A 22,109-nucleotide genomic window follows, 5' to 3' on the forward strand; every position below is an offset into this window, starting at 1 on the left:
GCACTTTGCAAAACACCTTCTTTTGTGGAGTGAGGAATTACTCTTTCATATCATTCATAAAGGAGCTACCGATGGTGCCCAAGCGCCGAATCTTGAAATCGACTTTGATCGTTACGGGTAATTCTGTAAAGTATTCCTCATCCCAGTTTTGTTTCAGTCTGTTCCAAGTCTTCGGAGCAGCGCGGTGAATGGCTTCACCGAATCCGAATATGTCCGTTTTGTACGATTGTTGGGCCTTTCTAACGGCCGACTTCATAATATCTTCTATTTTTTCTTCTTCTTGCTTTTCAATGTCATAAATCGTTCCTACCTTGGTCAAATCGAGGTCAGTACACTCGACTTCTCCCACGTTGGCCTCAACCTGCATTTTAATATGAATCTGGGGCTCTCCCCTATAGGAGCTTCCTTTTACAGTGGTTTGGGTGCGAATGATTTCGGAGACGACTTTGCCGCCTCTAGGGCAAGCAACGTAACCGACAGAGCTTTGCACTTTGCCAAGGATAAAATTATAGCCCCTACTTTCAGTTTCATCTAACCATCCGATTAGTCGATCTTTTCTGAATACAGCAAGTCCTGAATACTGTAAACGACTGAACGGAGCGATCTTTTGCACATTGTTGCTGGTTTCTCCCATTTCTTTATTGCCAATGATCCGAAGTCCTGTCAACACAGGCTGCTTTCCTTCACTAGTCATAGCTGCAATCAATTCATCCAAGGTTACCGTCGTAGTAGGCGACCAGTTTTTCTGTGATGTTTCCAGGGAAGAAAAAAGGTCATTGGCGGGAATCGGATTTAAAGGCGTCATAATTTTCAACGTATCCTCCGCACTAACGTCCTTGGACACTACAATATAAAAATCAGTGCGGAACTGATGATATCTGGAGAGTAAATCTAAAGATTTTGCCATCCCTTCGGCAGCTAACGACTCACCGATAACACATATGCGCAGGTGAGAAAAATACATTCTCCGGGGACTAATTGTTGTTATTTTCCGGATCGCTTCAAATATGGTGTCCGCCTCCTCTGTATACAAGGTGGCTGGAGCCCCGCCTCCTGCTCCTTTTTTAGCCGATGCTTTGCCAGGATCCACCACTTGGATAGAGACCCGGAATTGATCTCCTTGCTTATCGATTCCCATACCGACGGCGATGGCAAGCTCATTCAACTCTCTACGATTCCAACAGCCTGTCAGAATTAAGACGAGTGCAAGAATCAGGAAGAGAAACGCCTTCTTCCGCTTCATGATGATCCACTCCTTTCTGACAGTTTCTCTTTGTTCTATTCCCGTGATTTGCGGGGCGGAGTGCTGTTTCGACGTTTGACATTTTTCTGATCGACTAACCGGGGACGTGACATCATCATCCAGTGAGGGAATCGAAAGATGGTATCTTTGGTGTCTGCCGGTATGAGAGGTGCAAAGGGAGTCATATAGGGAACGCCGAATGAACGAAGGCTGCACATATGCAGGATCAGGGCAATGCCTCCGACGATAATTCCGAACAGCCCAAAGGAAGCGGCAAGTCCCATCAAGGGAAATCGCAGCATACGAAAAGCGATGGACATATTGTAGGCAGGAAGAACAAAGCTGGAAATAGCAGTAATCGATACAACAATAACCATTGCCGCAGATATGATGCCCGCCTCGACAGCAGCTTGTCCAATGACGAGTGTGCCGACGATAGAGACGGCTGCCCCGATGTATTTGGGCATGCGAACGCCAGCTTCCCGCAATATTTCAAATGTCAGTTCCATCATGAGTGCTTCGATAAAGGCGGGGAAGGGGACAGCTTCCCGCTGTGCCGCTAGACCGATTAGCAGTGAGGTCGGCAGCATTTCCTGATGAAATGTAGTGATGGCAACATATAAGGACGGACCGAGCAGGGAAATAAAAACTCCGGTATAACGAAGGACCCGGATGAAGCTGCTAATGTCTGCACGCTGATAATAGTCCTCCGCCGCATGCAGGAAGGAAACAAATAATGCAGGCACGACAAGCACAAAAGGGGTACCATCCACCAGGATCGCAATTTTTCCTTCCAGCAGCTCGGCGGCGATCACGTCTGGGCGTTCCGAATTGTATACTGTCGGAAAGGGGGTGAAGGTTTTGTCTTGGATTAATTCCTCGATATACCCGCTTTCGAGAATGCCGTCTACATCAATGCGATTCAATCGTTCATGTACTTCCTCAACCAATTTAGGGTTCACAATCCCCTTTATATACATGACAGCGACATCGGTCTGGGTTACACGACCGATTTGTTTGGTCTCCAGCCATAGATTCGGATCTTTAATTTTACGTCGAATCAAGGCTGTGTTCGTACGCAATGTCTCAGAAAATCCTTCCCGAGGCCCACGGACGACATTTTCTGAGGCAGGCTCGGTGACCCCCCGATCCTTCCATCCACGTGCGCTGGCCGATATTGCCTGCGTCTCACCCTCAATCAAAATGATTGCATCCCCCGACAACAGCGCGTTATACAAGGCTTCAAAGTCAGTAATATCCCGGATGCTGCCAATAGTAAGGGCGTAATCTTTCAACATTTGCATGACATTAGAGGAGGCTTGAATCCGGCATTCCACGTTCCTGGACAAGCTCCTGTCCAGCATCATTGATTCCATAATGAAGTCGGAGACTATATTTTGGTCCACCAAACCGTCGGTATAGAGGATCGCAATGGTCTGGTCACCGTCCTTGCCGATTCGAATTTCTCTTATGACGATGTCGGTGCTGTTGCCGAGCGCTTGTCTGATCTGCTGAAGATTGGTTCCGATATTTGCACTGAGCTGTTCTGCGGGATGTTCAGACTTACTCTCGCTTTGCTGAACGGGTGCCTTTCTAAATTTGTTAAGGGGGGTTCTTTTCCGAAAACGCATGCACGTTCTTCCTCTCTTTGAGGATACTTTTTAATCCAGTATGGACGCTGGAGTCTCTTGGTAAACTTATAGCTGGAATTTCGATAGGGGAAAAGCGGGTATAAAAAAACCTCCTTCACAAAAGTGAAAGAGGTTTTAGACCAACTACATCAAATTACAATTTAGGATTTTTCCCATACTTATTGTCGCCAGGCTGACTGTCTAGGCATGCGAATACAAGCAGTACAATGCCACCGAATGGCACAAGAGCAATCAGAATCCACCAACCGCTTTTACCCGTGTCGTGCAGTCTGCGAGCAAGAACTGCCAAGGATGGCAACAGGACAGCCAGAGAGTAGATGAGAGTCAATATTGGAGTTAAGCCCAAAAGACCATCGATCAGACCGACTATAAAACTGGCAATTACACTAAATAGAACAAACATCCAGTATTCTGTACGTCTTGCTCTACCTTGGAATCCTACATAGTTTTTTAATCCATTTAAATACCATTGCATAAATTTTCACCTCCTCATAAAATGTAAATATTTGTATTGTGTTCATCGTAAAACAATTCTTTTTAGATATATCGGCAGGTAACATATAGAATTTTACTTGTCAAATTATAACTTTAAACTAGGAATTAAAGCAACACATTTATTAAGGTTAATAATTAAACGAATAATTTATAAAAATATAAAATCACATATTGAATTTTCCATATTCATTGAATAATATAGAGATACGATTAACCGCCAGGTTTGAATCGTCCTTCTTAACAAAAGGAGGTTTTATTTTTCATATTGGTTGAAAGCGCTTTAATTCAGAGAGGAGGATGATCAACATTTAATTTAAGAGTGGAGATGTTAATACAAACATAATCCTGAACGTCTTATTCATTATTGTTTTATGTTAGCAGGAATGTTCAAAACGAGAGGAGATTGATTTATGAAGCAATTATTTGTTCGTAAAGTAACGGCTGCTTCTCTGGCAGGTGCACTGTTGTTGCCTGCTTCTTTGGTGGGCGCCGAGTCCACACTCAATTCAGATACAGCTGGGATTCAAAGTCTGGAGCAAACCACCCTTCAAGCTCAAGGTCTGGATAACATTTTAAGCCAAAGTAAAAAGGCTGTTTCCTTCAAGGAGACTTCCGTACATGATCCATCCATCCTGAAAGTGAAAGATACATTTTACATTTTTGGTTCACATCTGGCGGCTGCCAAATCCAAAGACCTCATGAATTGGGATACAATTGCGACAGGTGTGGCAAATGGTAATGCATTGATTCCCAACGTCAAAGAGGAATTAAAGGAAGCGCTGGATTGGGCGCAGACAGACACGCTGTGGGCAGCGGATGTCATTCAACTGGCGGATGGCAAGTTCTATATGTACTATAACGCTTGTAAAGGAGACTCCCCGCGTTCAGCTATGGGCCTAGCGGTTGCTGATAAAATTGAAGGACCTTATAAGAATAAAGGAATTTTCCTGAAGTCCGGTATGTGGGATCAACCGAGTGAAGATGGGACGATCTATGACGCAACCAAGCATCCCAATGCCGTAGACCCTGACACTTTCTATGATAAGAACGGCAAGCTGTGGATGGTATATGGCTCCTACTCCGGAGGCATTTTCATTATGCAGATGGATGAAAAAACAGGGAAGCCTTTACCAGGCCAAGGCTACGGGAAAAAACTGACGGGCGGTAACCATGCTCGTATGGAGGGGCCGTACATACAATACAGTCCACAAACGGACTACTATTACTTGTTCCTGTCCTATGGCGGATTGTCAGCGGATGGCGGATATAACTTGCGTGTGGCTCGGTCCAAAACACCGGATGGTCCTTTCTACGATGCTGAAGGCAACGACATGATCAAGGTTAAAGCGAATCCTGACAAACCTCTTTTTGATGACGCTTCCATTGAGCCATACGGCGTCAAGTTAATAGGTAATTACCTAATTCCAAGAGAAATTGGTGATCCGGGAACAGGGCTGGGTACAGGCTATGTGTCGCCCGGACACAACTCGGCTTATTATGATCCCAAGACGAAAAAGCATTTTGTCATTTTTCATTCCCGTTTTCCGGGGAGAGGTGAGCAGTTTGAAGTGCGTGTACATGAAATGTTCATGAACGCTGACGGTTGGCCTGTAGTTGCTCCTTATCGTTATTCAGGAGATGAGGATTCACTGAAAAAGCTGTCAGAGAAGGATGTCATCGGCCAATACTCGTATGTAAATCACGGGAAGGAAATTTCGGCCAATATTAAGCAAGCTGTTACCGTCAATCTGGATCACGGTGGCAAACTGTCTGGCGGAGTGAACGGTACATGGAAGCTGGGGGCAGACAATCAGCTGGAAATTACAGCAGATGGTGCGAAGTACAAAGGGGTATTCCTGCGGCACCGTGATCCAGACACGGGAGCCAAAACCCTTGCTTTTACCGCACTGTCCTCCAAGGGTGTTGCAGTATGGGGTTCGCTAAAGCCTGACCTGAAGGCCAGCAAGATTGTAGCTGCGGTGCAGAAGGATCTGAGTCTAGGCGACACAAGCAACGTTTTTTATGATCTCACGCTACCTACTCAAGCTGCACAAGATACCACGATTTCGTGGGAATCTTCCCGCCCTGAGATTATTTCTGTCACTGGTGAAGTGTACCGTCCAGAAGCCGGTTCCCAGCCTGCAGCAGTTACATTGACGGCGACTATTAAAAAGGACAAAGCTACAGCAAAGAAGAGTTTTAGTGCCATTGTTCCCGAGCAGGCTCAAGGCCCTCAGCTCGCACGTTACTCGTGGAGTGAGGATCAAGGAACTTCGGTTGTCGACAGCACATATAATCAACTCGACGGTAAGGCCTATGGTGGTGCCACATGGAATAAAGATGGGAAGCTTGGCGGTGCTCTTGCCCTGAACGGCAAGGATGGTTACGTGCAGCTGCCCAACACGGTAACGGATGCGAAGGACTTTACCTTTTCCGCGTGGGTGAACTGGAAGGGCGGAGCCGCTTGGCAACGGATTTTTGATTTCGGCAACGGCCAGGCTCGTCATATGTTCCTCACCCCTTCCCAAGGAAGCGGTGTACTCCAGTTTACAATCCATGAAGGTACGGATCAGAGCCTGCTCTCCAAATCATCATTACCTCTAAACCAGTGGACCCATGTGGCGGTTACACTGGAGGGGAATACAGGGAAGCTGTATGTAAATGGTGAAGAAGTAGCTGTAAATGACGGTATTACCTTTAACCCTAATGAGTTGCTGACAAACGAAGCGTATCTCGGTAAAAGCCGCTTTGTCGCTGATGCCTACTTTAACGGCAGCATGGACGAGGTACAGTTATATAACAAAGCGCTGACAGCAGAGGAAATTAAAGCACTAGCGGATTTGTAATTAAAATGAGCAAACAAAGCAGGGGATGGACTTTTTCTCAAGAAGTTCATCTCCTGCGCAACGTTGTGTATATTTATTTCTTGATTACTGGTATAATAGGAAGCAATTGCGGATATAATGTTTTAAGTAGGCGTTAATGACTCACTCTTGTCTAATGAAGACAGCTTGAGGCAGCAATAGATGACATAAGCACTCTGCATAAATTAAATTCTCCAGTGCTTGCGTTTTCAATACACTTATGGTAATATGAGTATATTGAAATTGTGACCTGAGATTCACATATTGTAGAGGGTTATTGTTTTAGGTTGAAATAACCTTGTGCAATATGTGAATTTTTATTTGTAAAAAATAAAGGTCATATAAATATATTTTGGAGGTAATTCCATGCAAACAGGTACAGTTAAATGGTTTAACGCAGAAAAAGGTTTCGGTTTCATCGAAGTTGAAGGTGGAAGCGATGTATTCGTACACTTCTCCGCAATCCAAGGCGAAGGTTTCAAATCTTTGGACGAAGGCCAACGCGTAGAATTCAACGTAGTTGAAGGAAACCGTGGACCACAAGCTGAGAACGTTGTAAAACTGTAATTTTAAATTACAGCCTACTTCAGATGCCCCGAACATAGCGTTTGGGGCATTTGTTTTTATCTGTTCACAAGACCGTTTTTGAACTGATTACATCTTATCGCTTTATAAATCATGAAGAAAGAGGGATGTTTATGTACAATTCACGGAAAAAGCCAATGGATGAAATTCCTGAGGAAATTACAACTGTTTGGAATTGCGCCAGTGATACATGCAACGGCTGGATGCGGGATAACTTCGCTTTTTCTGTCGAGCCGACATGCCCCATTTGCGGTTCTGCCATGGTGAAGGGCGAGAAAAAGCTGGCTGTTTTAAACAATACGAGCTTTAATCATACCAAACAATCCTAAGTGGATACATGTTTGTAGTAAAAGATGCCCCATAGCCATAACGGCGCTGAGGCGTCTTTTTTGTTTTTCTGAGAACAGGCTTTCAATTAGGGTGTATAGAGGATGGGGATAGTATGCTCAGTAAGGTGGAATTAAATTCAGGTAGTGCCTCATAAAATACACCGTGACCACTTCGTTCGAAAGGAATAAGCCTGGAGCCGGCAATTCCTTTTTGAGTTTGGAGCGCTAGAGGGAAAGGGCAGACCCGATCCAGCTTGCCGTGTAGAATCCACGTAGGCACGTGTATACATGGCAAATCGGGCCGTAAATCAGAGTCACGCAGTGAATACAAAGTACAAGCCATGCTATGAACCGAAGCCGCAAAGCCCTGATCACGTAACCAGTCACGTAAACTCTGGCTGACGGGTTTGGCGAACAACATTTCGCCAAATGATGTTACCAGTTGCGGACGATCTGTATAGGCTTGTTTGATGAGTTTATCTACCTCTGCGACAGGAGTACCGTAAGGAAAGTCGCTGGTTGGGGTAAACCGAGGCGTGGCAGCTCCGATCAAAATTAGCTGATCAACACCCCATCCCCTATGTCTGCTCATGTAGCGCGTGACAATTGCTCCCCCCATAGAAAAACCGATTAGCCGTATATGGCTTAATTGAAGGGCCTGTATAACAGCCAGGAGATCGTCTGCCAGTCGATCATAATTGTAGCCATGCCATGGTCGATCAGACTTCCCGAACCCCCTAAGATCTACTTGAATACAGCGGTATCCGTAAGCAGGCAACAGGGCAACCTGGTATTCGTACATTCGATGGTCCAGTGGCCAGCCGTGCACCATCATAACAGGGATGCCTTCTCCTATATCTTCTACATACAGCTTAACGCCACGTTCCACTTCAATATAATATCCCATGATGCTCCCCCCTTTAAAAATCACGAAATTTCGTTCTCTCTCACATATATGTAGTCAGGGCTTAGCTCATTCGAAAAAGGGGTGAGGTCGTCGCTATACAAGTATAAAATTAGTAAAATATGTATGTCATCCTGTATGGGGATAGGATATACTTATGGAATGAAACAGCATTGGGAGAGTGGAACAATGACACCATCAAAAACATTAAAATGGATTACGGGCGGATTGGAGCTATTTTTTGCTATTCCTGTTTTGGGCGGGCTGCTCGTCATAAATTCTGCGTATACTGTATTGTTCTTTATGTTGATTTTCCACATTGTTACGTTGGTACTATCGGTGACTAATAAAGAGACTTATTATGGATCTATTTTAGGGATTGTGACCTCGGTTGTTGGGTGGATTCCATTTGTAGGCTGGTTAATGCACCTGCTCTCAGGCATATTTTTGATGATTACCGCAGCCCAACAGCCGCGAGACCATTATCGTAATCGCAATCCCTACGATGATTATCGCTACTAGGGCCAATATCGCCTCGAAATGATGGAAGATCCTGTGGAACAGGATCTTTTTTAGTTATGGAATCTTCCCATGATTATGGTGTTGTAGTATTGACCATCTGAGAGAATCTTGTCGTTTTTTAATAACCCTTCGATTTCAAATCCATGCTTTTTATAAAGTTCAATGGCTTTATTATTGGTTTCTAGAACTTGTAGGCTCATTTTCTGGATGCCGTTAGAGTCTGCCCAGGAAATAGACTCTTTCAAAAGATTCGTCCCGATTCCATACCCCCAGAAATCCTTTAGTACACACACACCGAATTCAACTTTATGAGCGAATCGACGCAGAACATGACCTTCACATCTTGAAAATCCAACGACTTTATCATGAACGACCGCAACTAAAAATAGATTTTTGGCGTGCTCTGTATCGGCTTTAATAAGCTGTTCAAAACCGGATGTACTTATGAATGCTTCTCCCTTTTCTCTGTCTAAATTTTCAGTCTCTCCATCCATCCGTAAGCGGATTTCAGACAAATTCATCGCATCTTGAATCATAGCCGATCTAATGATATAGCTTACTCCTTGTACATGAAATTCCTGTTTATTTATTTTCATTACATACTCCTTTTGCTGAATCAGGATAAAAAGTGTGATCTCTGGCTTAAGTTAGTTTACCACATATTGTATCAAGTACATGAAAAATAAGCCTGTCCTCTTCTGTTGTATCGTAGCAGAGGGCAGGCTTATTCATTCTCGATCCGTACAGGGAGGCCGGATGGAGATTTATTATTGTGGAGTGGCTGTGTCAGATTAACAAATGGTTCTTATGAATGTGACTTATCGAGCTACAGCTTTTGGAAAACAGAAGCTGTAGCTATTTTTGCTTAGCAGAGGCTTGAGCTGCATTTGGCTTAGCAGGTGCCTTAGCCGCATCTGTTTTAGCTGGAGCTTTACCTGCTTCTCCTTTAGCCCCGTCTACTGGTGGCTTAGAGGGCTTAACGCCATTCACCATATCGGTAATCATTTGCTTCAGATTGGAAACACGCTGATTATATTCGCTTGCGGTAATCTTGCCATTTTGTTTTTCCGTAGCGAGTTTTGACTTCATATCCGAAACCATCACATCAATTACGGAGTTTACGCTCACGCCTTGTGCTTTGGCGATCGTAGCAAGGGATTTACCAGCCTTCAACTGTGTATCCAACTGACTGGAGGACAATTTCAATAGTTTCAGGAGAGCCTTGTTCTCAGCATAGTTTCCTCCTGCGATTTGTGGACCGTTAGCATCGCCAGGGTTTCCCTTAGGTGCCTGTGCTTTGCTTGCAGTAGGAGCCTTCTCAGGTGTAGTTGAAGCAGCATGGGCTGCGCCTGTGGAGTACAGCGCTCCGCCTCCTAAAAATGCCAACGCCATCGTTCCGGCCAAAATTGCTTTCTTGGTGCTCTTCATCTTCATTTTCCACCTTTCGTTTATGGTTTGTTTGGTACGTGATACATCATAAGGGATTAACTTGAATGCTATCTGAGCGCAAGCTGAGCATTTACTGAATGGAATTTGGATGGCAGGACTAGCATTTTAACGAATTGCTATTGTATTACGTGTATTAAGTGATATAATACACTAAAGGCACGATAGATACAGCCGAATTAGGGGGAAACACCCATGGAAGAACAACGGGTTGGCTCGTTCCGATTTTTAATAGACTTTAGCCAGCCATTATATGAACAAATATTAAATCAAGTACGAAGCTCCATTGCTAAAGGAGAGATTGAAATGGGAAGCAAAATGCCATCTGTGCGTGATCTGGCGCAGGAATTGCGTATGAATCCGAATACCGTGATGCGGGCGTATCAGGAGCTGGAACGGGACGGATTGACTGAGAAGCGACGCGGTCTGGGTACGTATGTAACTTCGTCCAGTGAGCGGATTGCCAGCTTTCGGGAACAATTGGCTATGTCGTATATCGAACAGTTTCTCGGACAGATGAGCAGCCTGGGATTATCCTGGGAAGATGTACAGCAATATATAAGAAGCCGACAGGACGGAGATCACAAGGAAGGAGGCGAAAAGGCATGACGGAGTCTGTGGTAACCGCAAAGCAACTGATGAAGCAATATGGAAATAAAAAAGCATTGGACCAACTGGATGTCGTCATTCCAGCAGGACGTATTGTAGGTGTGCTTGGGCCCAATGGCTGCGGGAAGTCCAGCCTCTTTCGAGCCATCACGGGGTTAATTCAGCCGGACGGGGGCGAGCTTCAGGTGCTGGGCCAACAGCCTGGCTGGGAAACCAACCGGAATATATCCTATCTTCCTGACCGGGCACGCTGGTATCCCAATCATACAGTTCAGCAGACGCTGGAATGGGGGAAGTCCTTTTTGCCTGGCTTCAATCTAAAGGATGCCTATAAACTTGCTGACCATATGGATGTGGAATTGGAGCTAAAGATGGCCGGGTTGAGTCGCGGACAGGAGGCGCGTGTGCTGCTGATTCTGTGCCTGGCACGAGAAGTACCGCTTATGATCCTGGATGAACCTTTTGTAGGCATTGATGTCCTCTCTAGAGAAGCGATCGTAGCTGGGATTATTGATTATTTGGAGGATCGGCAACAATCTATACTCATTAGCACACATGATATTCAGGAAGTGGAAGGCTTGTTTGATTACACGGTCATGATGGACCGCGGGCGAGTGATATGGTCTGGTGAATCGGATGATCTGCGTGCAGAGCATGGCTCGCTGAACCAGGTGTTCCGCAATTTGTACAAAAGGGAGTGGAAGGCGTGAATTCATCCGGGCTGTTCAAAGATTTAATACGCCATGAATTTCGAAATAAAGGAAGCTGGAGAAAGCAAAGCCGCAATCGACTGCCCAGATCGTGGAGACTTGTATATTTCTCACTATTTCTAATTGCGGCGTTCGCGATCTCCTTGTACTTCGCTCTTCACAACCAACTCGAATTGACAAGGCTGTGGTATGTCACCCTGGGCTTGCCGTACATGATTGTTTTCATGGGTGTGGGAATGCTGAGAAGAGAATGGGAAAATGACACCTACGGATGGTGGCTGACCCTTCCCTATCCGCGTATGTGGCTAATTAGCGCCAAATGGATTGCTGCTATTTTACAAACCATTGTCGTGATATTGCTCTTGTTTGTAGTAGGTTCTCTATACGCGCTATTTATCTCATCGACCATACAGGCTTATACGTTTGCGGATGCAGCGTCTTTTATGATAGCCGGCTTAAACTGGTTTGTAATGATTATCGCCTTTACGCCGTTGGTTATTGCGCTGGGTCTGCTGACGGCCAGTACCAAATACAGCACCTTGCGGCCGCTTAGCCCAATCCTGTGGATTCTTTTGATGGGTGGAGGAAGCGTCTTTTATTGGTCAGGCGATCAGCGGATTTATGAGCAGTTTCATCATGTTCACAACGGACAGTGGTTTCCTTTTACCTGGCATTTTCCGGTTGCGGTGTTGATTAGTTGGGTTGCTGCATATGCATTGATCCGCTTGAACGCTTATTTGCTGGAGAAAAAACTGTCGATTTAACTTAGGATAAATGACTCTATATTAGAAAGGAATTTCACCATGGCGACAATCTTTATCTATGCATTGATGGCTGTTCTGGTGGGTCTGATGATTTGGTTGAGAACCAAAAGACGAAGGGGCCCGGTAAAGGGAAAAGGATTTCGGATTTTGCTCCCTATGTTTATCGCTTTCCCAGCTATGATGATATCGGTATATCAATTGATGCATATTCCTGGTCAAACGTACGCGCCTCCCGCCTTTTGGGAACTGCTGGTTGCTGGGTTATTAGGGGCTCTGTTTGGCTACGTTATTTTGCTGCATACGGCGTATGAAAGACGAGATGACGGTCTCATCTATCCCAAGCCGAACCAATATTTTAAGTATATTATTATCGCTATTATTTTGATTCGGGTTGTTCTGACTCAATACCTCAGTAGTTTGGGTACGACCGAAATTAGCATGCTGGCCATTACGATGGCGCTGGTATATATCTCAATCTGGCGAATTGGGAGCTTTATCAAGTTTCGGAGGACGTTATCTGTATAACAATATGAATGAGGTAACAGCGGCTTTCTATTCAAAAAGCGTCCATTCGCTTGGTGATAGGAGCCGCTTTTTTTGAGCTAACTTCATTAGTACATGTTATTTATAATAAAATAATGAGGATGATCATACATTGTTATTGCTTTCCATATCCTTTATTCGAAGGTTTGTGACTTGCATGACAACGGTCATAAGTATAAAAATTCAAAGGAGGGTTAATAAGGTTTCAAATGATTTAAATGGGGTTTAAAGTTAGATAGGTGGGGAAGAGTTCATACCTTCGTAGTTAACTGCAACCACATTAGTTACATAAAGAGAAATTGCGTTCCATACTCTATTTTACAGGTTGAGAGGGGCTTACATTCATGAAAAAACATACGGTTACTGCTGCACTTGCTGGCTTGCTCGTTCTGTCTTCTGCTGTACCGGCTTTAGCAGCCGACGTAAAACCTACTACGGGTATCCAGGTTTGGGTAGATGGCAAGAAGGAGGCTTACAAAATTGCGCCTATCGTGAGAAATAAGCAGGTGTTGATCCCCCTGAGACAATTGGCTACTAGTTTAGGAATTCCGCTGGACGCCAAGCATATTACATTCAATACGGCGCGTCAAAGTACGACGATTCGTTATGATCAAGCGACGGTTGTACTGGTATCAGGCAGTCCGGAAGCGCAAATCAACGGGATTAAGGTACCACTGTCCACCTCGACCATTTTGACCAAGCAAGGGGTAACCTATGTACCAGTTGATGTCGTCAAAGAAGCGTGGGGCAAGCAAGTGATTTGGGACCCGGCCAGCCAGACCTTGCAAATCGGGGTGAGTAATAAGGATAAGGTTGTAGAGATTCTGAAGAGCTTTGAAACGGGCGATACGAAAGCAGCTGAGGCTTGGATCAGCAAAGATCAGTACATTCAGCATAATCCGAGCTTTGCTAGCGGGAGAGATGCCTTTTTGCAAGGGATTAGCCAATCCAAGGGAGCCAATGTGCTGGTTGAAGTCCAGCGGGTTATTCAGGATGGCAATGATGTAGCAGTACATTATAAAAAGTCTATTGCAGGGAAAACGAGCATTGCTTTTGATATTTTCCGCTTCGATAGCAATGGTAAAATTGTTGAGCATTGGGATAACATGCAGGACTCGGCTCCAACCAATCCAAGTGGACATACCATGATTGACGGAACAACACAAGTCACGGATCTCAACCAAACCGAGACAAACAAGACGCTGATCCGCAAGTTTGTAGATGATGTGCTGGTTGGCAAAAATCGTGCAGCATTGGAAAGCTATTATAATGGGGATCAGTACATTCAGCATAATCCTCTTTTTGGTGACGGTGTATCCAGTCTGAAGCAAGCATTATCCGCTACGGGTCAAGGAGCTTCTATTGGATATGATCAGGTGCATATGGTTCTTGGAGAAGGCAACTTCGTGCTGGTTGTAAGTGAACTGAAATCTCCTAAGGGAATCTCAGCCGCTGTCTATGATCTGTTCCGTGTGGAGAACGGCAAAATAGCCGAGCATTGGGATGTAGTTCAGGAGATTCCAGCTAAAACAGAGTGGAAAAATACGAACGGTAAATTTTAAAGAATACGCTCTCGTCGTGTGATCTGATTGGCACTGTCCAGACCGTCAGGTTCCTGTTAAAATGGGGCAAACATATCAGGGGGTTGGACGGTGGAAGACTTGAAGCAACGTGTGGGTTGCCTGCATGCGCATCATTCGAACATTGCCTATGTGGAACGAGCTTTTGCTTCTTATGAGGTGGAGCTGGTACATTTTGTGGAACCGGGACTTATGCGCCGGGTATCGTCGGATCCGCATTTTTCTTCAGATGATGCCAGTCGCAAGGTAGAAGAGCAGCTGAGCTGGATGTCTCAAAGCGATCTAGACGTTATTTTGATAACGTGTACGAATTATATTGCTTTGGCGGAGAAGGCTCAAGGGTCAATGCCTACGCCAATTGTCGCACTGGATGAGCCTCTATTTCATGAGATGTGTGATGATTTGCTGCCACGAACCTTGGTATTCACGAATCCGGCTACCGTAGAGGGCACGATGAAGCGTCTTTATCATACGGCCAATCTATTAGGCAAGCCGGACCTCTCTTCTTTAATAGAGGTCAAGGTGGTGGAGGGCGCTTTTGAACTGATTATGCAGGGACGTAAAGATGAGTATGAGGAATTGCTGGTTCGTTCATTGCATGAATTGAGGAAGGCTGATCCCAGCAGAGGGCTGGCTGTAGCACAGTTATCGATGGTTGATGCTGCGTTGCAGGTGGAGTTGGAGACAGGGCTGACGATTGCCAATCCCTTACGGTCGTTGGCGAATTTACTTGAGGTTTTGTTAGGTTAAATAAGTATAGCTAAAAGAACTTCCTACCCATTTTGGGACAGTGGAAGTTCTTTTTTTTGGAAGTGGGTAGGTGGGGGCACTTCTGTACGATTCATTAGTGCTCCTGCTGGTCTTGGGTGATGAGCGCCGCGCCTGCCGATTCTCTTTGGACAAGCGTAACGTACAACCGTTCATGCTCCACGTCTTCCCCGGCAATGATTTTGAGAACCTGTTCAGCGGCTACAGCGCCCCATTTGCGCTTGGAGTAGTCTATCGTTGTCAGCCGGGGCTGAATATATTGCGCCAGCTCGATATTATCAAAGCCGACGATATGAACATCCTTGCCAATGGTAAGCTCTGACTGAGCCATTCGATTGTAAAAGCCTACGGCCATTTCATCATTGAGACAAAATACAGCTACAGGTTCCGAATCTGGGCGAGCCTGCTGCTGTAAAATGATCTCAGCCGCCTGCTCACCGCCCGATTTCTCGAAATTGCCGTCAATTTCAATCATCTCGGCGACGCCGCTACGCTCAATGGTCTGCTTGACCGCCTGCATCCGCTGCCAGGAATCATAAGAACCTTCTGGTCCGGTCACAACATATAGCTTGCGGTGTCCCAATTCCAATAGATGCTCTATGGCGAGCGCGGCACCTGCTTTGTTATCCAGCAGCACCTGGTTAATGTTAGGATGATTCAGTTCGCGGTCCAATACGACAATTTTATGTCCGCGCTCGGCGTAGTTCAGCAGCTCCTGACTATCAAACGTCTGATCCAGTACGATGGCACCGTCAATCATGCGTTCTGGCAGCATTCGATGTGATTGCTTGCCGCTGCAGACAATGAGGTCATAGCCCTTGCGGTTCAAAATTTCCTTGATGCCGTACAGCAAATCTCCATAAACGTCTCCGCGAAAATCAGTCAGGAATACGCCAATAATTTTGGTCTGCCTTTTCTTGAGATTCCGTGCGGCGGCATTGGGCACATAGTTAAGCTCTTTGGCAATGGCCAAAATACGTGCGCAAGTCTCTTCTGTTACCTTATCGCTACCGTTCAAAGCATATGAAACGGTAGATATGGAAACGCCCGCCTGTTTGGCGATATCTTTAATGCTGACCACAACGTCACCTCCTTGTGTTCGTCTTATATGTGCTATTGTATATGGATTATTAACCACATATCTATTCAAAATGTCGTAGTTCTACATGCAAGCAGCAAAGGGCGATCCCGCAAGATCGCCATTCCTTTGTTGCCTATACCTGATTTTGCTTATGCATCATTCGATTTATAAAATAATCTCCAGACGGTGTACACCATCATGTTCTGCTAACGCCTGCTCGAAAGTCTCACGTTTGATGCGCAAGGCACCGGAACGATAGCGATTATCATCGGCTGGCTCACTTTCCAGAGGGGCACCGTTCAATACTGCACGGCCTTGCTCACCGCTCGTATGCTCTTGCAGCATGCGGTAGACGAAGGTGATTGGCTTTCCTGCAAAGGAAAATTTAAATTCCAATCCGTTGAGATCGTCCGGCAGCACAGGGTCCAGGATCAGGTCCTCGCCTGACTGACGAATACCAAGGACATTCGATATGAGCTGATTCATGTAGATTCCCGGACCGCTGGAATAGATTCTCCAGCCACCCTTGACGGGTACGGCTCCTTCCCGCAGTTCACCAAACCGTTCCTGTGCTTCATAGCGGGTGTTAAATTTACCGTCCGAGCTGCTGAAATACGCGTTGCTTTGGCGCCATTCGGCATTCGGTACGGTCGCGCGGATGCCGACCGGATTGATGAGCTTCAGGCTGTGCCAAGCGTCATCCTTGCGTCCTAACTTGGCCATGGCTTCCACAAAGCGGATATGAGCGTGCACATATTGCAGCCCCACCTCACGTCCAAAGTTGGCCGCTTGCTCTGCGCGCTTGAAGTGCGAACTCACACCGCCATCATATTGAGCAGGGCGGTTCATCAGACGCACACCATCCGGGCAGAGGAACTGCTCGCGGATGAGCTGCTCATGAGCCAATGCTTGCTCAGGCGTGAGCAACTGGCTGATCATGCTGCGTGTCATCGGCAGCAAACGGTAGTGGATTCCCGTCTCGGTGTCGGACGGATGGAGCATGAGCTTGGGTTGACCAGGCTCTTCCATATATACAAAGCCTGGAATAATTCCGCTCTCCAGCATGTAGCGATTGAAGTCTTTACGGATGCCGTTCGCCATCTGATGTAGATCTTGTGCGATCTTATCAGCTTCGCTTACTACATTTACTGGAGCTTGCTCCAACGCAGCAGCAAAGTTACGAATCACTTGGTAGGTGAGTGCAACCGTCCAGCTGCTCGCCATGTATTGCTTCAGCTGCGCATTGGCTGGCTGGAGGGTGTCATCCCAATCGCCATCGCCATAAGCCGATAAGTACGTATCATGCAGAAAATTCTCTCGAATATATTCGATTTCCTTCAGGGCATGTTCCATAAGGGGCGCAGTCTGCTTGGTATAATCGAAAGTATGCCGATGGGTGTAAGGCACATTTTCTCCCAGAATACTGTAATCACGGGTAGCGGTCAAATAATCGCCCAGTACCTTGAGCGGCCAAACGATAATATCCCCATGGCTTTCTTCTTGCTGCACGTGAGTATAGTTGTCAAACATAAACCATTGCGGCCAGTTTCCGCTGTCTTCATACTGATGGCTGAATACAGTTAGCAAAATGGAACGAACCTCATCAAAATTTTGCACTGCCGAAAAATATTCGACAGGCCCCTGACATACATCACGTGTTCCCCAGGCTGCTCCGCCGTATTGCTCCAGACCGTGAGGCACAGAGTAGTGGACGAGCATGTTGTGGGTGTACCACCAGGCCACTGCGTTCACACGGAATAGCTCGCTGGTTTCCTGTTGGCCAAGCGTCAGATGGAAGCCATTCATAAGCTCGGCAAAATACTCCCGGTAGCGCTCGCGCTCATCTTCAAAGGAGGCGTGTAGCTCCTTGTGTGCTCGGTCCTTTCCGGTCGAGCGGCCATGCAGCCAGCCCTGTACAATGCAGGTCCATTCGCTGCTGTCGCCCAGTTCCAAAACGACCAGGGATGCATCAGGAGAGGCTCCACCCTGTAGCAGTGCTTGAGCGTCGCTCACATGCTGTAATGGAGCGCCCTCTACGTGCATTCGGTAAAGCAGGTCGGGATAGGCCTCGGCGCTCAGGGAAGCGGAATCAGCTCTAAAGAGCAGGTCATCACCTTCGTGTTCCATATGAAACGGAAGCTCATATTCGTTCACATGCATACACATTTGCTGAGTGATCAGGAATGGATAGGCTTTACCACTTGCCGAGCGCATGTGAAGCCGCACTTCTGAGCTATCAGCATTCGTATGGTTTGTAATAATGAATGTATCGTCAGCCGTTTTGTAATACCAGCGCACATAATTAAAGCCAATCTCAAACAGGGAAGGCATGGTGAGCAGGCGATATTTTCCTTGAATTCCGACGTAGATACGTTGACCGGATGTCTTAGGAATGTTGAGCGCATTACGAACGTTGGTGATCATTTTGTTGAAATTCGTATTGCCGATCACGAGCTGGGAATTGAATACCCCGTACATATAGGAAGTGGTTGTAATGGTTTCTTCCTTACCTCCAGAGTAATGCCCACCCATTAAAATGTGTCCGTGAGGACGCTCTACACGAAGCTCTTTGGATTTGAGTACGACATGCTCATAGCTATCCGTGAAAAAGGAAAGTAGTGTATCGCCATCCCGTTCTTCTTCCTGGCGTTTCGGGAAAAGCTGATTCACTTCGGCATCGGTCAAGTCCAGTGTGCGCAGCGGTTCACCGATGGTTTGAGCTGGGGCCACACGCCCTGCCTGAAGATCACTTGCCGCGTGTGCTGGTATGCTGGTCTCAGAAGCGTCCGCTAGAACGGCAGCTACTTCATCGCGTGCTTTGGTTACCAGGTCCTGATACTCCAGCTTCGTCACTGCAGCCGGATGGCTCGGCTGGAACAGACCGTAAAACGTAAAGCGAGCTTCCCCAGCGAGTTTTACCCGCTCAGATTGCAGCGCCGTATAAGCGAATTCGTATTGATACACTTCATTGGCGAGCGTGTCGTGGCGCAGTGCTTCCGGCTCATTCGTTTCCTTGTAAGAAAGTCCAAAGAACTGAAATCCGTCTGTCGAGTAACCAACAGTGCGGGTTAACGAGCCTTGTTGAATGTATGGGAATGCCTGACTTTGAGGCTGGTTTTGACGTGAGCAAACGGTATAGCCTCTTTGTTCATCATGATAGACAGTATGGTCAATATATTGAGACAAATAAGCTTCATTACTGCGCACAGCAGCGGTATCGGCAATGCCGATATCCTGACCGTACACAATATCTGCTTCAACATCATCGCCCTGTAGGGTTACATCCCAGAACCATACTCCCAGGCGGCTGAGTGTGAAGGTCACCTGATAGCCTACACCGACAGTGAAACCTTCCCATATAATCTGCTGATCCGTTTGTCGGATTATGCCGGGCGAACGAACTCCCAGCAGAGGAGTGATGCTTACGCCGGAAGGACGATACAGTCTCAAGTACAGATTGTTCAGGGAACCATCGACTGAATTGGTCAACAGTTGGTTGATCATCGTTGAGCCGTGAGCGATCTTGTACACATCACCGCTGCTTAAGAAGGTAAAAGACAGGTCTCCGGCCCGCAGCAAAATATTTTGGTCTAGACTTGTATTCATCAAAGGGAACGCCTCACTTTCCTGTTTCTTTTACTAACCGAAAACGGCCTTCAGTAGTATCTCGGCTGTTAGGTCCTGTAAAGACGGCGAATTCACCGCTGTCACTGTCAAAGCTCAAATCTGCATGATGATAGCGCAGCTGAGGCTCGGTCACTGTAAACTCCACTTCCCGGCTTTCGCCTGGGGCAAGCAGGATTTTGCAGAAATCTTTCAGTTCCTTCATGGGGCGAACCGTATCACCGCTGATATCACGGACATAGAACTGAACGGTCTCCTCGACTGGACGTGTTCCTGTGTTCGTTACCTGCACTCTAACGGTCAGTGCTTGACCGGGAATAAGAGTATCGCCTGAAAGTTGTAAGCTGTCATAGGCTACATCGGTGTAGCTCAGGCCATAGCCGAACGGGAATAAAGGTTCGTTCGGTACGTCTAGATATTGAGACACGTAGCGTTCTGTTGTGTTCGGATCTAACTGCGGACGTCCAGTATTAAAATGATTGTAATACACTGGCACCTGTCCGACCGATTGCGGGAAGGACATCGTCAGACGACCCGTAGGTTCAGCATCACCGTATAACAAATCGGCAATTGCCGCGCCGCCTTCGCCACCAGGGAACCAGGCTTCCAGTACAGCGTCTGCTTCTTCAATGACGCCGTGCAGATCCAATGGACGACCATTAAATAGTACGGCTACCATGGGCTTGTTCAGTGTCTTCAGGTGTTTCACCAATTCCAATTGAGCCTGCGGCAGGCGAATATTTGAACGGCTGCCTGCTTCACCACTCATATCTGAGCGCTCGCCAAGCGCTAGTACGATGATCTCTGCTTGACTGGCAGCATGCAGAGCTTCTGCATATTGCTCCTCTGTTATGTTGTCTACAGAGCATCCTGCCGCTACCGTGAGCAGCGAGGAGGATATTTTCGATTGGAATCCATCAACAACACGAATGGCTTCCTCTTGTGAACCGCTCCATGACCAAGAGCCCAGAATATCGCCGCTCTCTGCAAAAGGCCCGATCAATGCAATATGTTGATTGCGATTCAATGGAAGCACAGAATCATTTTTGAGCAGCACGCATGATTTAATGGCTAGTTCTTTAGCAACCGCACGGTGGGCTTCGCAGAATACCACTTCACGTTCACGCTCAGGGTCTGCGCCGCGTAGCGGATTCTCGAACAAGCCCAGCTTTTGTTTGAGCCTCAATATACGCATCACTGCTTCATCAACGAGCGCTTCATCCAGCTGTCCGCTGCGAATCAGCTCAGGCAGGTGCCCATTGTAGCAGGAGGTCATCATTTCAATATCTACGCCTGCCAGCAATGCTTTTTTTGCTGCCTCCCGTTCATCCTCGGCGATGCCATGAGGAATAAGCTCTTTGATCGCGGCCCAATCCGAAATGAGTACACCGTCAAAACCCCATTCATCACGAAGCAGATCACGCATCAGGCGCTTGTTGCCCGTTGCCGCTACGCCTTCTACGGTATTGAAGGACGTCATCACCATTTCGCAGCCTTCATCTAAAGCAGCTTTGTAGGAAGGGAGATAATACTCTCGCAGCTGCCATGCGGATACATCTACGGTATTGTAATCACGTCCGCCTTCACCGGCTCCATAAGCAGCAAAGTGCTTCACACATGCGGCTACCCGCTCGGTATCATTCGTCAGATCATTACCCTGAAATCCGCGCACAAACGCACGGGCAAATTGACTGTTGAGATAAGGGTCTTCCCCAGTAGATTCCATTACACGACCCCAACGTGGGTCACGTACCAGATCGACCATAGGAGCGAATGTGACGTGAACACCGGATACGGCTGCTTCCCGAGCAGCGATAGTAGCGCTCTCTTCTGCAAGTTTCATATCCCATGAGCAACCCATAGCCAGTGGTATAGGGAAAATCGTTTTGAAGCCGTGTACAATATCTGCCATAATTAAAAGCGGGATACCTAGACGGTTTTTACTCAAATGAGCCTGCTGAACACGAATTGCTTCCTGGGCTCCTGCAAGGCCGAGCACGGAACCAACGTTGTGAACCGTCTGCTCTGTGATGCCGAGAGAAGCCATAGGCCCAGTAATTTGGCCCTCTGTACCCGCTTCTTCAAAAAAGCCACCCACAAGCTGAAGCAGTTGGTCAACTTTTTCTTCAAGAGTCATGTTTTGTAAATAGGAATTCAGGTGTTGTTCCATCATAATCCTCCGTAAGCTGTATGGTTGGTAAAACAGCTCTCTTTTTCAGATTCATGAGATTTTTTGGATAAAGTTGATTCAAAAAAGTGCTGAACAGGCTAATAGCTAGTATAGAAGCATAATCTTCTGTTGTATTATTAATCGAAACGTTTCTATTGTTGGACTCAGTTGGATTATATACGCTTCCAAATGGAGAGTCAAATGCAAAACGGGGGTTTTT

The 22,109-nt window shown here is 46.6% G+C and carries 19 protein-coding genes; 10 read left to right on the forward strand and 9 right to left on the reverse strand.

Going from position 1 to position 22,109, the window contains the following annotated elements:
- Nucleotides 1-37 precede the first annotated feature (37 nt).
- From MMB75_RS20455 to MMB75_RS20465, 3 genes are all read right to left on the reverse strand, one after another.
- Nucleotides 38-1,243, reverse strand: coding sequence for a Ger(x)C family spore germination protein (locus tag MMB75_RS20455; RefSeq protein WP_257126565.1), 1,206 nt, complete (start codon nt 1,241-1,243; stop codon nt 38-40).
- A gap of 35 nt (nt 1,244-1,278) precedes the next feature.
- Nucleotides 1,279-2,874: a spore germination protein gene (locus MMB75_RS20460; protein WP_257126566.1), complete on the reverse strand. Its 1,596-nt coding sequence runs from the start codon at nt 2,872-2,874 to the stop codon at nt 1,279-1,281.
- A gap of 154 nt (nt 2,875-3,028) precedes the next feature.
- Nucleotides 3,029-3,370 (reverse strand): DUF805 domain-containing protein, encoded by a 342-nt coding sequence (locus MMB75_RS20465; protein WP_017425676.1) that lies wholly within the window; start codon nt 3,368-3,370, stop codon nt 3,029-3,031.
- A gap of 430 nt (nt 3,371-3,800) precedes the next feature.
- On the opposite strand from MMB75_RS20465, the gene abnB reads away from it, so the two are divergent.
- The 3 genes from abnB to MMB75_RS20480 all read left to right on the forward strand — a co-directional run bounded on the left by abnB (nt 3,801) and on the right by MMB75_RS20480 (nt 7,168).
- Entirely contained in the window at nt 3,801-6,236 is a 2,436-nt protein-coding gene (gene abnB, locus MMB75_RS20470) for an arabinan endo-1,5-alpha-L-arabinosidase AbnB (protein WP_257126567.1), read from the forward strand.
- A 384-nt stretch (nt 6,237-6,620) separates the two neighbouring features.
- The gene (locus tag MMB75_RS20475) at nt 6,621-6,821 is read left to right on the forward strand and encodes a cold-shock protein (protein ID WP_007428290.1); all 201 of its coding nucleotides are present in this window, start codon (nt 6,621-6,623) and stop codon (nt 6,819-6,821) included.
- A 131-nt stretch (nt 6,822-6,952) separates the two neighbouring features.
- A complete protein-coding gene (locus MMB75_RS20480; protein ID WP_013308357.1) occupies nt 6,953-7,168 on the forward strand; it encodes a cold-shock protein in 216 nt (71 codons plus the stop codon).
- An 82-nt stretch (nt 7,169-7,250) separates the two neighbouring features.
- On the opposite strand, the gene MMB75_RS20485 is transcribed toward MMB75_RS20480, so the two are convergent.
- Nucleotides 7,251-8,075 (reverse strand): alpha/beta fold hydrolase, encoded by an 825-nt coding sequence (locus MMB75_RS20485; RefSeq protein WP_257126568.1) that lies wholly within the window; start codon nt 8,073-8,075, stop codon nt 7,251-7,253.
- Between the two features lie 186 nt (nt 8,076-8,261).
- Between MMB75_RS20485 and MMB75_RS20490 the strand changes: the two genes are divergently transcribed.
- Complete coding sequence (locus MMB75_RS20490; RefSeq protein ID WP_016820215.1) at nt 8,262-8,594, forward strand: hypothetical protein; 333 nt, start codon at nt 8,262-8,264, stop codon at nt 8,592-8,594.
- A 50-nt stretch (nt 8,595-8,644) separates the two neighbouring features.
- Here MMB75_RS20490 and MMB75_RS20495 read toward each other — a convergent pair whose 3' ends face one another.
- Both MMB75_RS20495 and MMB75_RS20500 read right to left on the reverse strand, forming a co-directional pair.
- Nucleotides 8,645-9,190, reverse strand: coding sequence for a GNAT family N-acetyltransferase (locus MMB75_RS20495; protein ID WP_025363768.1), 546 nt, complete (start codon nt 9,188-9,190; stop codon nt 8,645-8,647).
- A 259-nt stretch (nt 9,191-9,449) separates the two neighbouring features.
- A complete protein-coding gene (locus tag MMB75_RS20500; RefSeq protein ID WP_025363769.1) occupies nt 9,450-10,022 on the reverse strand; it encodes a hypothetical protein in 573 nt (190 codons plus the stop codon).
- Between the two features lie 213 nt (nt 10,023-10,235).
- Between MMB75_RS20500 and MMB75_RS20505 the strand changes: the two genes are divergently transcribed.
- From MMB75_RS20505 to MMB75_RS20530, 6 genes are all read left to right on the forward strand, one after another.
- Nucleotides 10,236-10,649 carry a GntR family transcriptional regulator gene (locus tag MMB75_RS20505; RefSeq protein ID WP_039276624.1) on the forward strand — a complete coding sequence of 138 codons (414 nt, stop codon included), beginning with the start codon at nt 10,236-10,238 and terminating at the stop codon, nt 10,647-10,649.
- Nucleotides 10,646-11,359, forward strand: coding sequence for an ABC transporter ATP-binding protein (locus MMB75_RS20510; protein WP_039276627.1), 714 nt, complete (start codon nt 10,646-10,648; stop codon nt 11,357-11,359). Before MMB75_RS20505 ends, MMB75_RS20510 begins: the two co-directional genes overlap by 4 nt.
- Nucleotides 11,356-12,123 carry an ABC transporter permease subunit gene (locus tag MMB75_RS20515; protein ID WP_017425682.1) on the forward strand — a complete coding sequence of 256 codons (768 nt, stop codon included), beginning with the start codon at nt 11,356-11,358 and terminating at the stop codon, nt 12,121-12,123. The genes MMB75_RS20510 and MMB75_RS20515 overlap by 4 nt, the downstream gene beginning before the upstream one ends.
- Before the next feature lie 39 nt (nt 12,124-12,162).
- On the forward strand, nt 12,163-12,648 hold the full coding sequence (locus MMB75_RS20520; protein ID WP_017425683.1) for a cytochrome c biogenesis protein CcdC: 486 nt from the start codon (nt 12,163-12,165) through the stop codon (nt 12,646-12,648).
- Between the two features lie 362 nt (nt 12,649-13,010).
- Entirely contained in the window at nt 13,011-14,228 is a 1,218-nt protein-coding gene (locus tag MMB75_RS20525; protein ID WP_025363770.1) for a stalk domain-containing protein, read from the forward strand.
- A gap of 90 nt (nt 14,229-14,318) precedes the next feature.
- Nucleotides 14,319-14,996 (forward strand): hypothetical protein, encoded by a 678-nt coding sequence (locus MMB75_RS20530; RefSeq protein ID WP_039276632.1) that lies wholly within the window; start codon nt 14,319-14,321, stop codon nt 14,994-14,996.
- A 94-nt stretch (nt 14,997-15,090) separates the two neighbouring features.
- Here the strand turns inward: MMB75_RS20530 and MMB75_RS20535 are convergent, their stop codons facing one another.
- From MMB75_RS20535 to bglX, 3 genes are all read right to left on the reverse strand, one after another.
- Entirely contained in the window at nt 15,091-16,095 is a 1,005-nt protein-coding gene (locus MMB75_RS20535; protein WP_019685866.1) for a LacI family DNA-binding transcriptional regulator, read from the reverse strand.
- A gap of 165 nt (nt 16,096-16,260) precedes the next feature.
- Complete coding sequence (locus MMB75_RS20540) at nt 16,261-19,701, reverse strand: GH36-type glycosyl hydrolase domain-containing protein (protein WP_045244960.1); 3,441 nt, start codon at nt 19,699-19,701, stop codon at nt 16,261-16,263.
- A 13-nt stretch (nt 19,702-19,714) separates the two neighbouring features.
- Nucleotides 19,715-21,889 (reverse strand): beta-glucosidase BglX, encoded by a 2,175-nt coding sequence (bglX, locus tag MMB75_RS20545; protein WP_080942701.1) that lies wholly within the window; start codon nt 21,887-21,889, stop codon nt 19,715-19,717.
- Between the last annotated feature and the right edge of the window lie 220 nt (nt 21,890-22,109).

This window comes from Paenibacillus sp. P2(2022) (genome assembly GCF_029522175.1).
GTDB classification, from domain to species: Bacteria; Bacillota; Bacilli; order Paenibacillales; family Paenibacillaceae; genus Paenibacillus; species Paenibacillus polymyxa.

Excerpts from the sequence above, each read along its gene's own strand:
- MMB75_RS20455 (WP_257126565.1), bottom strand. The coding sequence starts at position 1,243 with ATGAAGCGGAAGAAGGCGTTTCTCTTCCTGATTCTTGCACTCGTCTTA.
- MMB75_RS20460 (WP_257126566.1), bottom strand. The coding sequence starts at position 2,874 with ATGCGTTTTCGGAAAAGAACCCCCCTTAACAAATTTAGAAAGGCACCC.
- MMB75_RS20465 (WP_017425676.1), bottom strand. The coding sequence starts at position 3,370 with ATGCAATGGTATTTAAATGGATTAAAAAACTATGTAGGATTCCAAGGT.
- abnB (WP_257126567.1), top strand. The coding sequence starts at position 3,801 with ATGAAGCAATTATTTGTTCGTAAAGTAACGGCTGCTTCTCTGGCAGGT.
- MMB75_RS20475 (WP_007428290.1), top strand. The coding sequence starts at position 6,621 with ATGCAAACAGGTACAGTTAAATGGTTTAACGCAGAAAAAGGTTTCGGT.
- MMB75_RS20480 (WP_013308357.1), top strand. The coding sequence starts at position 6,953 with ATGTACAATTCACGGAAAAAGCCAATGGATGAAATTCCTGAGGAAATT.
- MMB75_RS20485 (WP_257126568.1), bottom strand. The coding sequence starts at position 8,075 with ATGGGATATTATATTGAAGTGGAACGTGGCGTTAAGCTGTATGTAGAA.
- MMB75_RS20490 (WP_016820215.1), top strand. The coding sequence starts at position 8,262 with ATGACACCATCAAAAACATTAAAATGGATTACGGGCGGATTGGAGCTA.
- MMB75_RS20495 (WP_025363768.1), bottom strand. The coding sequence starts at position 9,190 with ATGAAAATAAATAAACAGGAATTTCATGTACAAGGAGTAAGCTATATC.
- MMB75_RS20500 (WP_025363769.1), bottom strand. The coding sequence starts at position 10,022 with ATGAAGAGCACCAAGAAAGCAATTTTGGCCGGAACGATGGCGTTGGCA.
- MMB75_RS20505 (WP_039276624.1), top strand. The coding sequence starts at position 10,236 with ATGGAAGAACAACGGGTTGGCTCGTTCCGATTTTTAATAGACTTTAGC.
- MMB75_RS20510 (WP_039276627.1), top strand. The coding sequence starts at position 10,646 with ATGACGGAGTCTGTGGTAACCGCAAAGCAACTGATGAAGCAATATGGA.
- MMB75_RS20520 (WP_017425683.1), top strand. The coding sequence starts at position 12,163 with ATGGCGACAATCTTTATCTATGCATTGATGGCTGTTCTGGTGGGTCTG.
- MMB75_RS20525 (WP_025363770.1), top strand. The coding sequence starts at position 13,011 with ATGAAAAAACATACGGTTACTGCTGCACTTGCTGGCTTGCTCGTTCTG.
- MMB75_RS20540 (WP_045244960.1), bottom strand. The coding sequence starts at position 19,701 with ATGAATACAAGTCTAGACCAAAATATTTTGCTGCGGGCCGGAGACCTG.
- bglX (WP_080942701.1), bottom strand. The coding sequence starts at position 21,889 with ATGGAACAACACCTGAATTCCTATTTACAAAACATGACTCTTGAAGAA.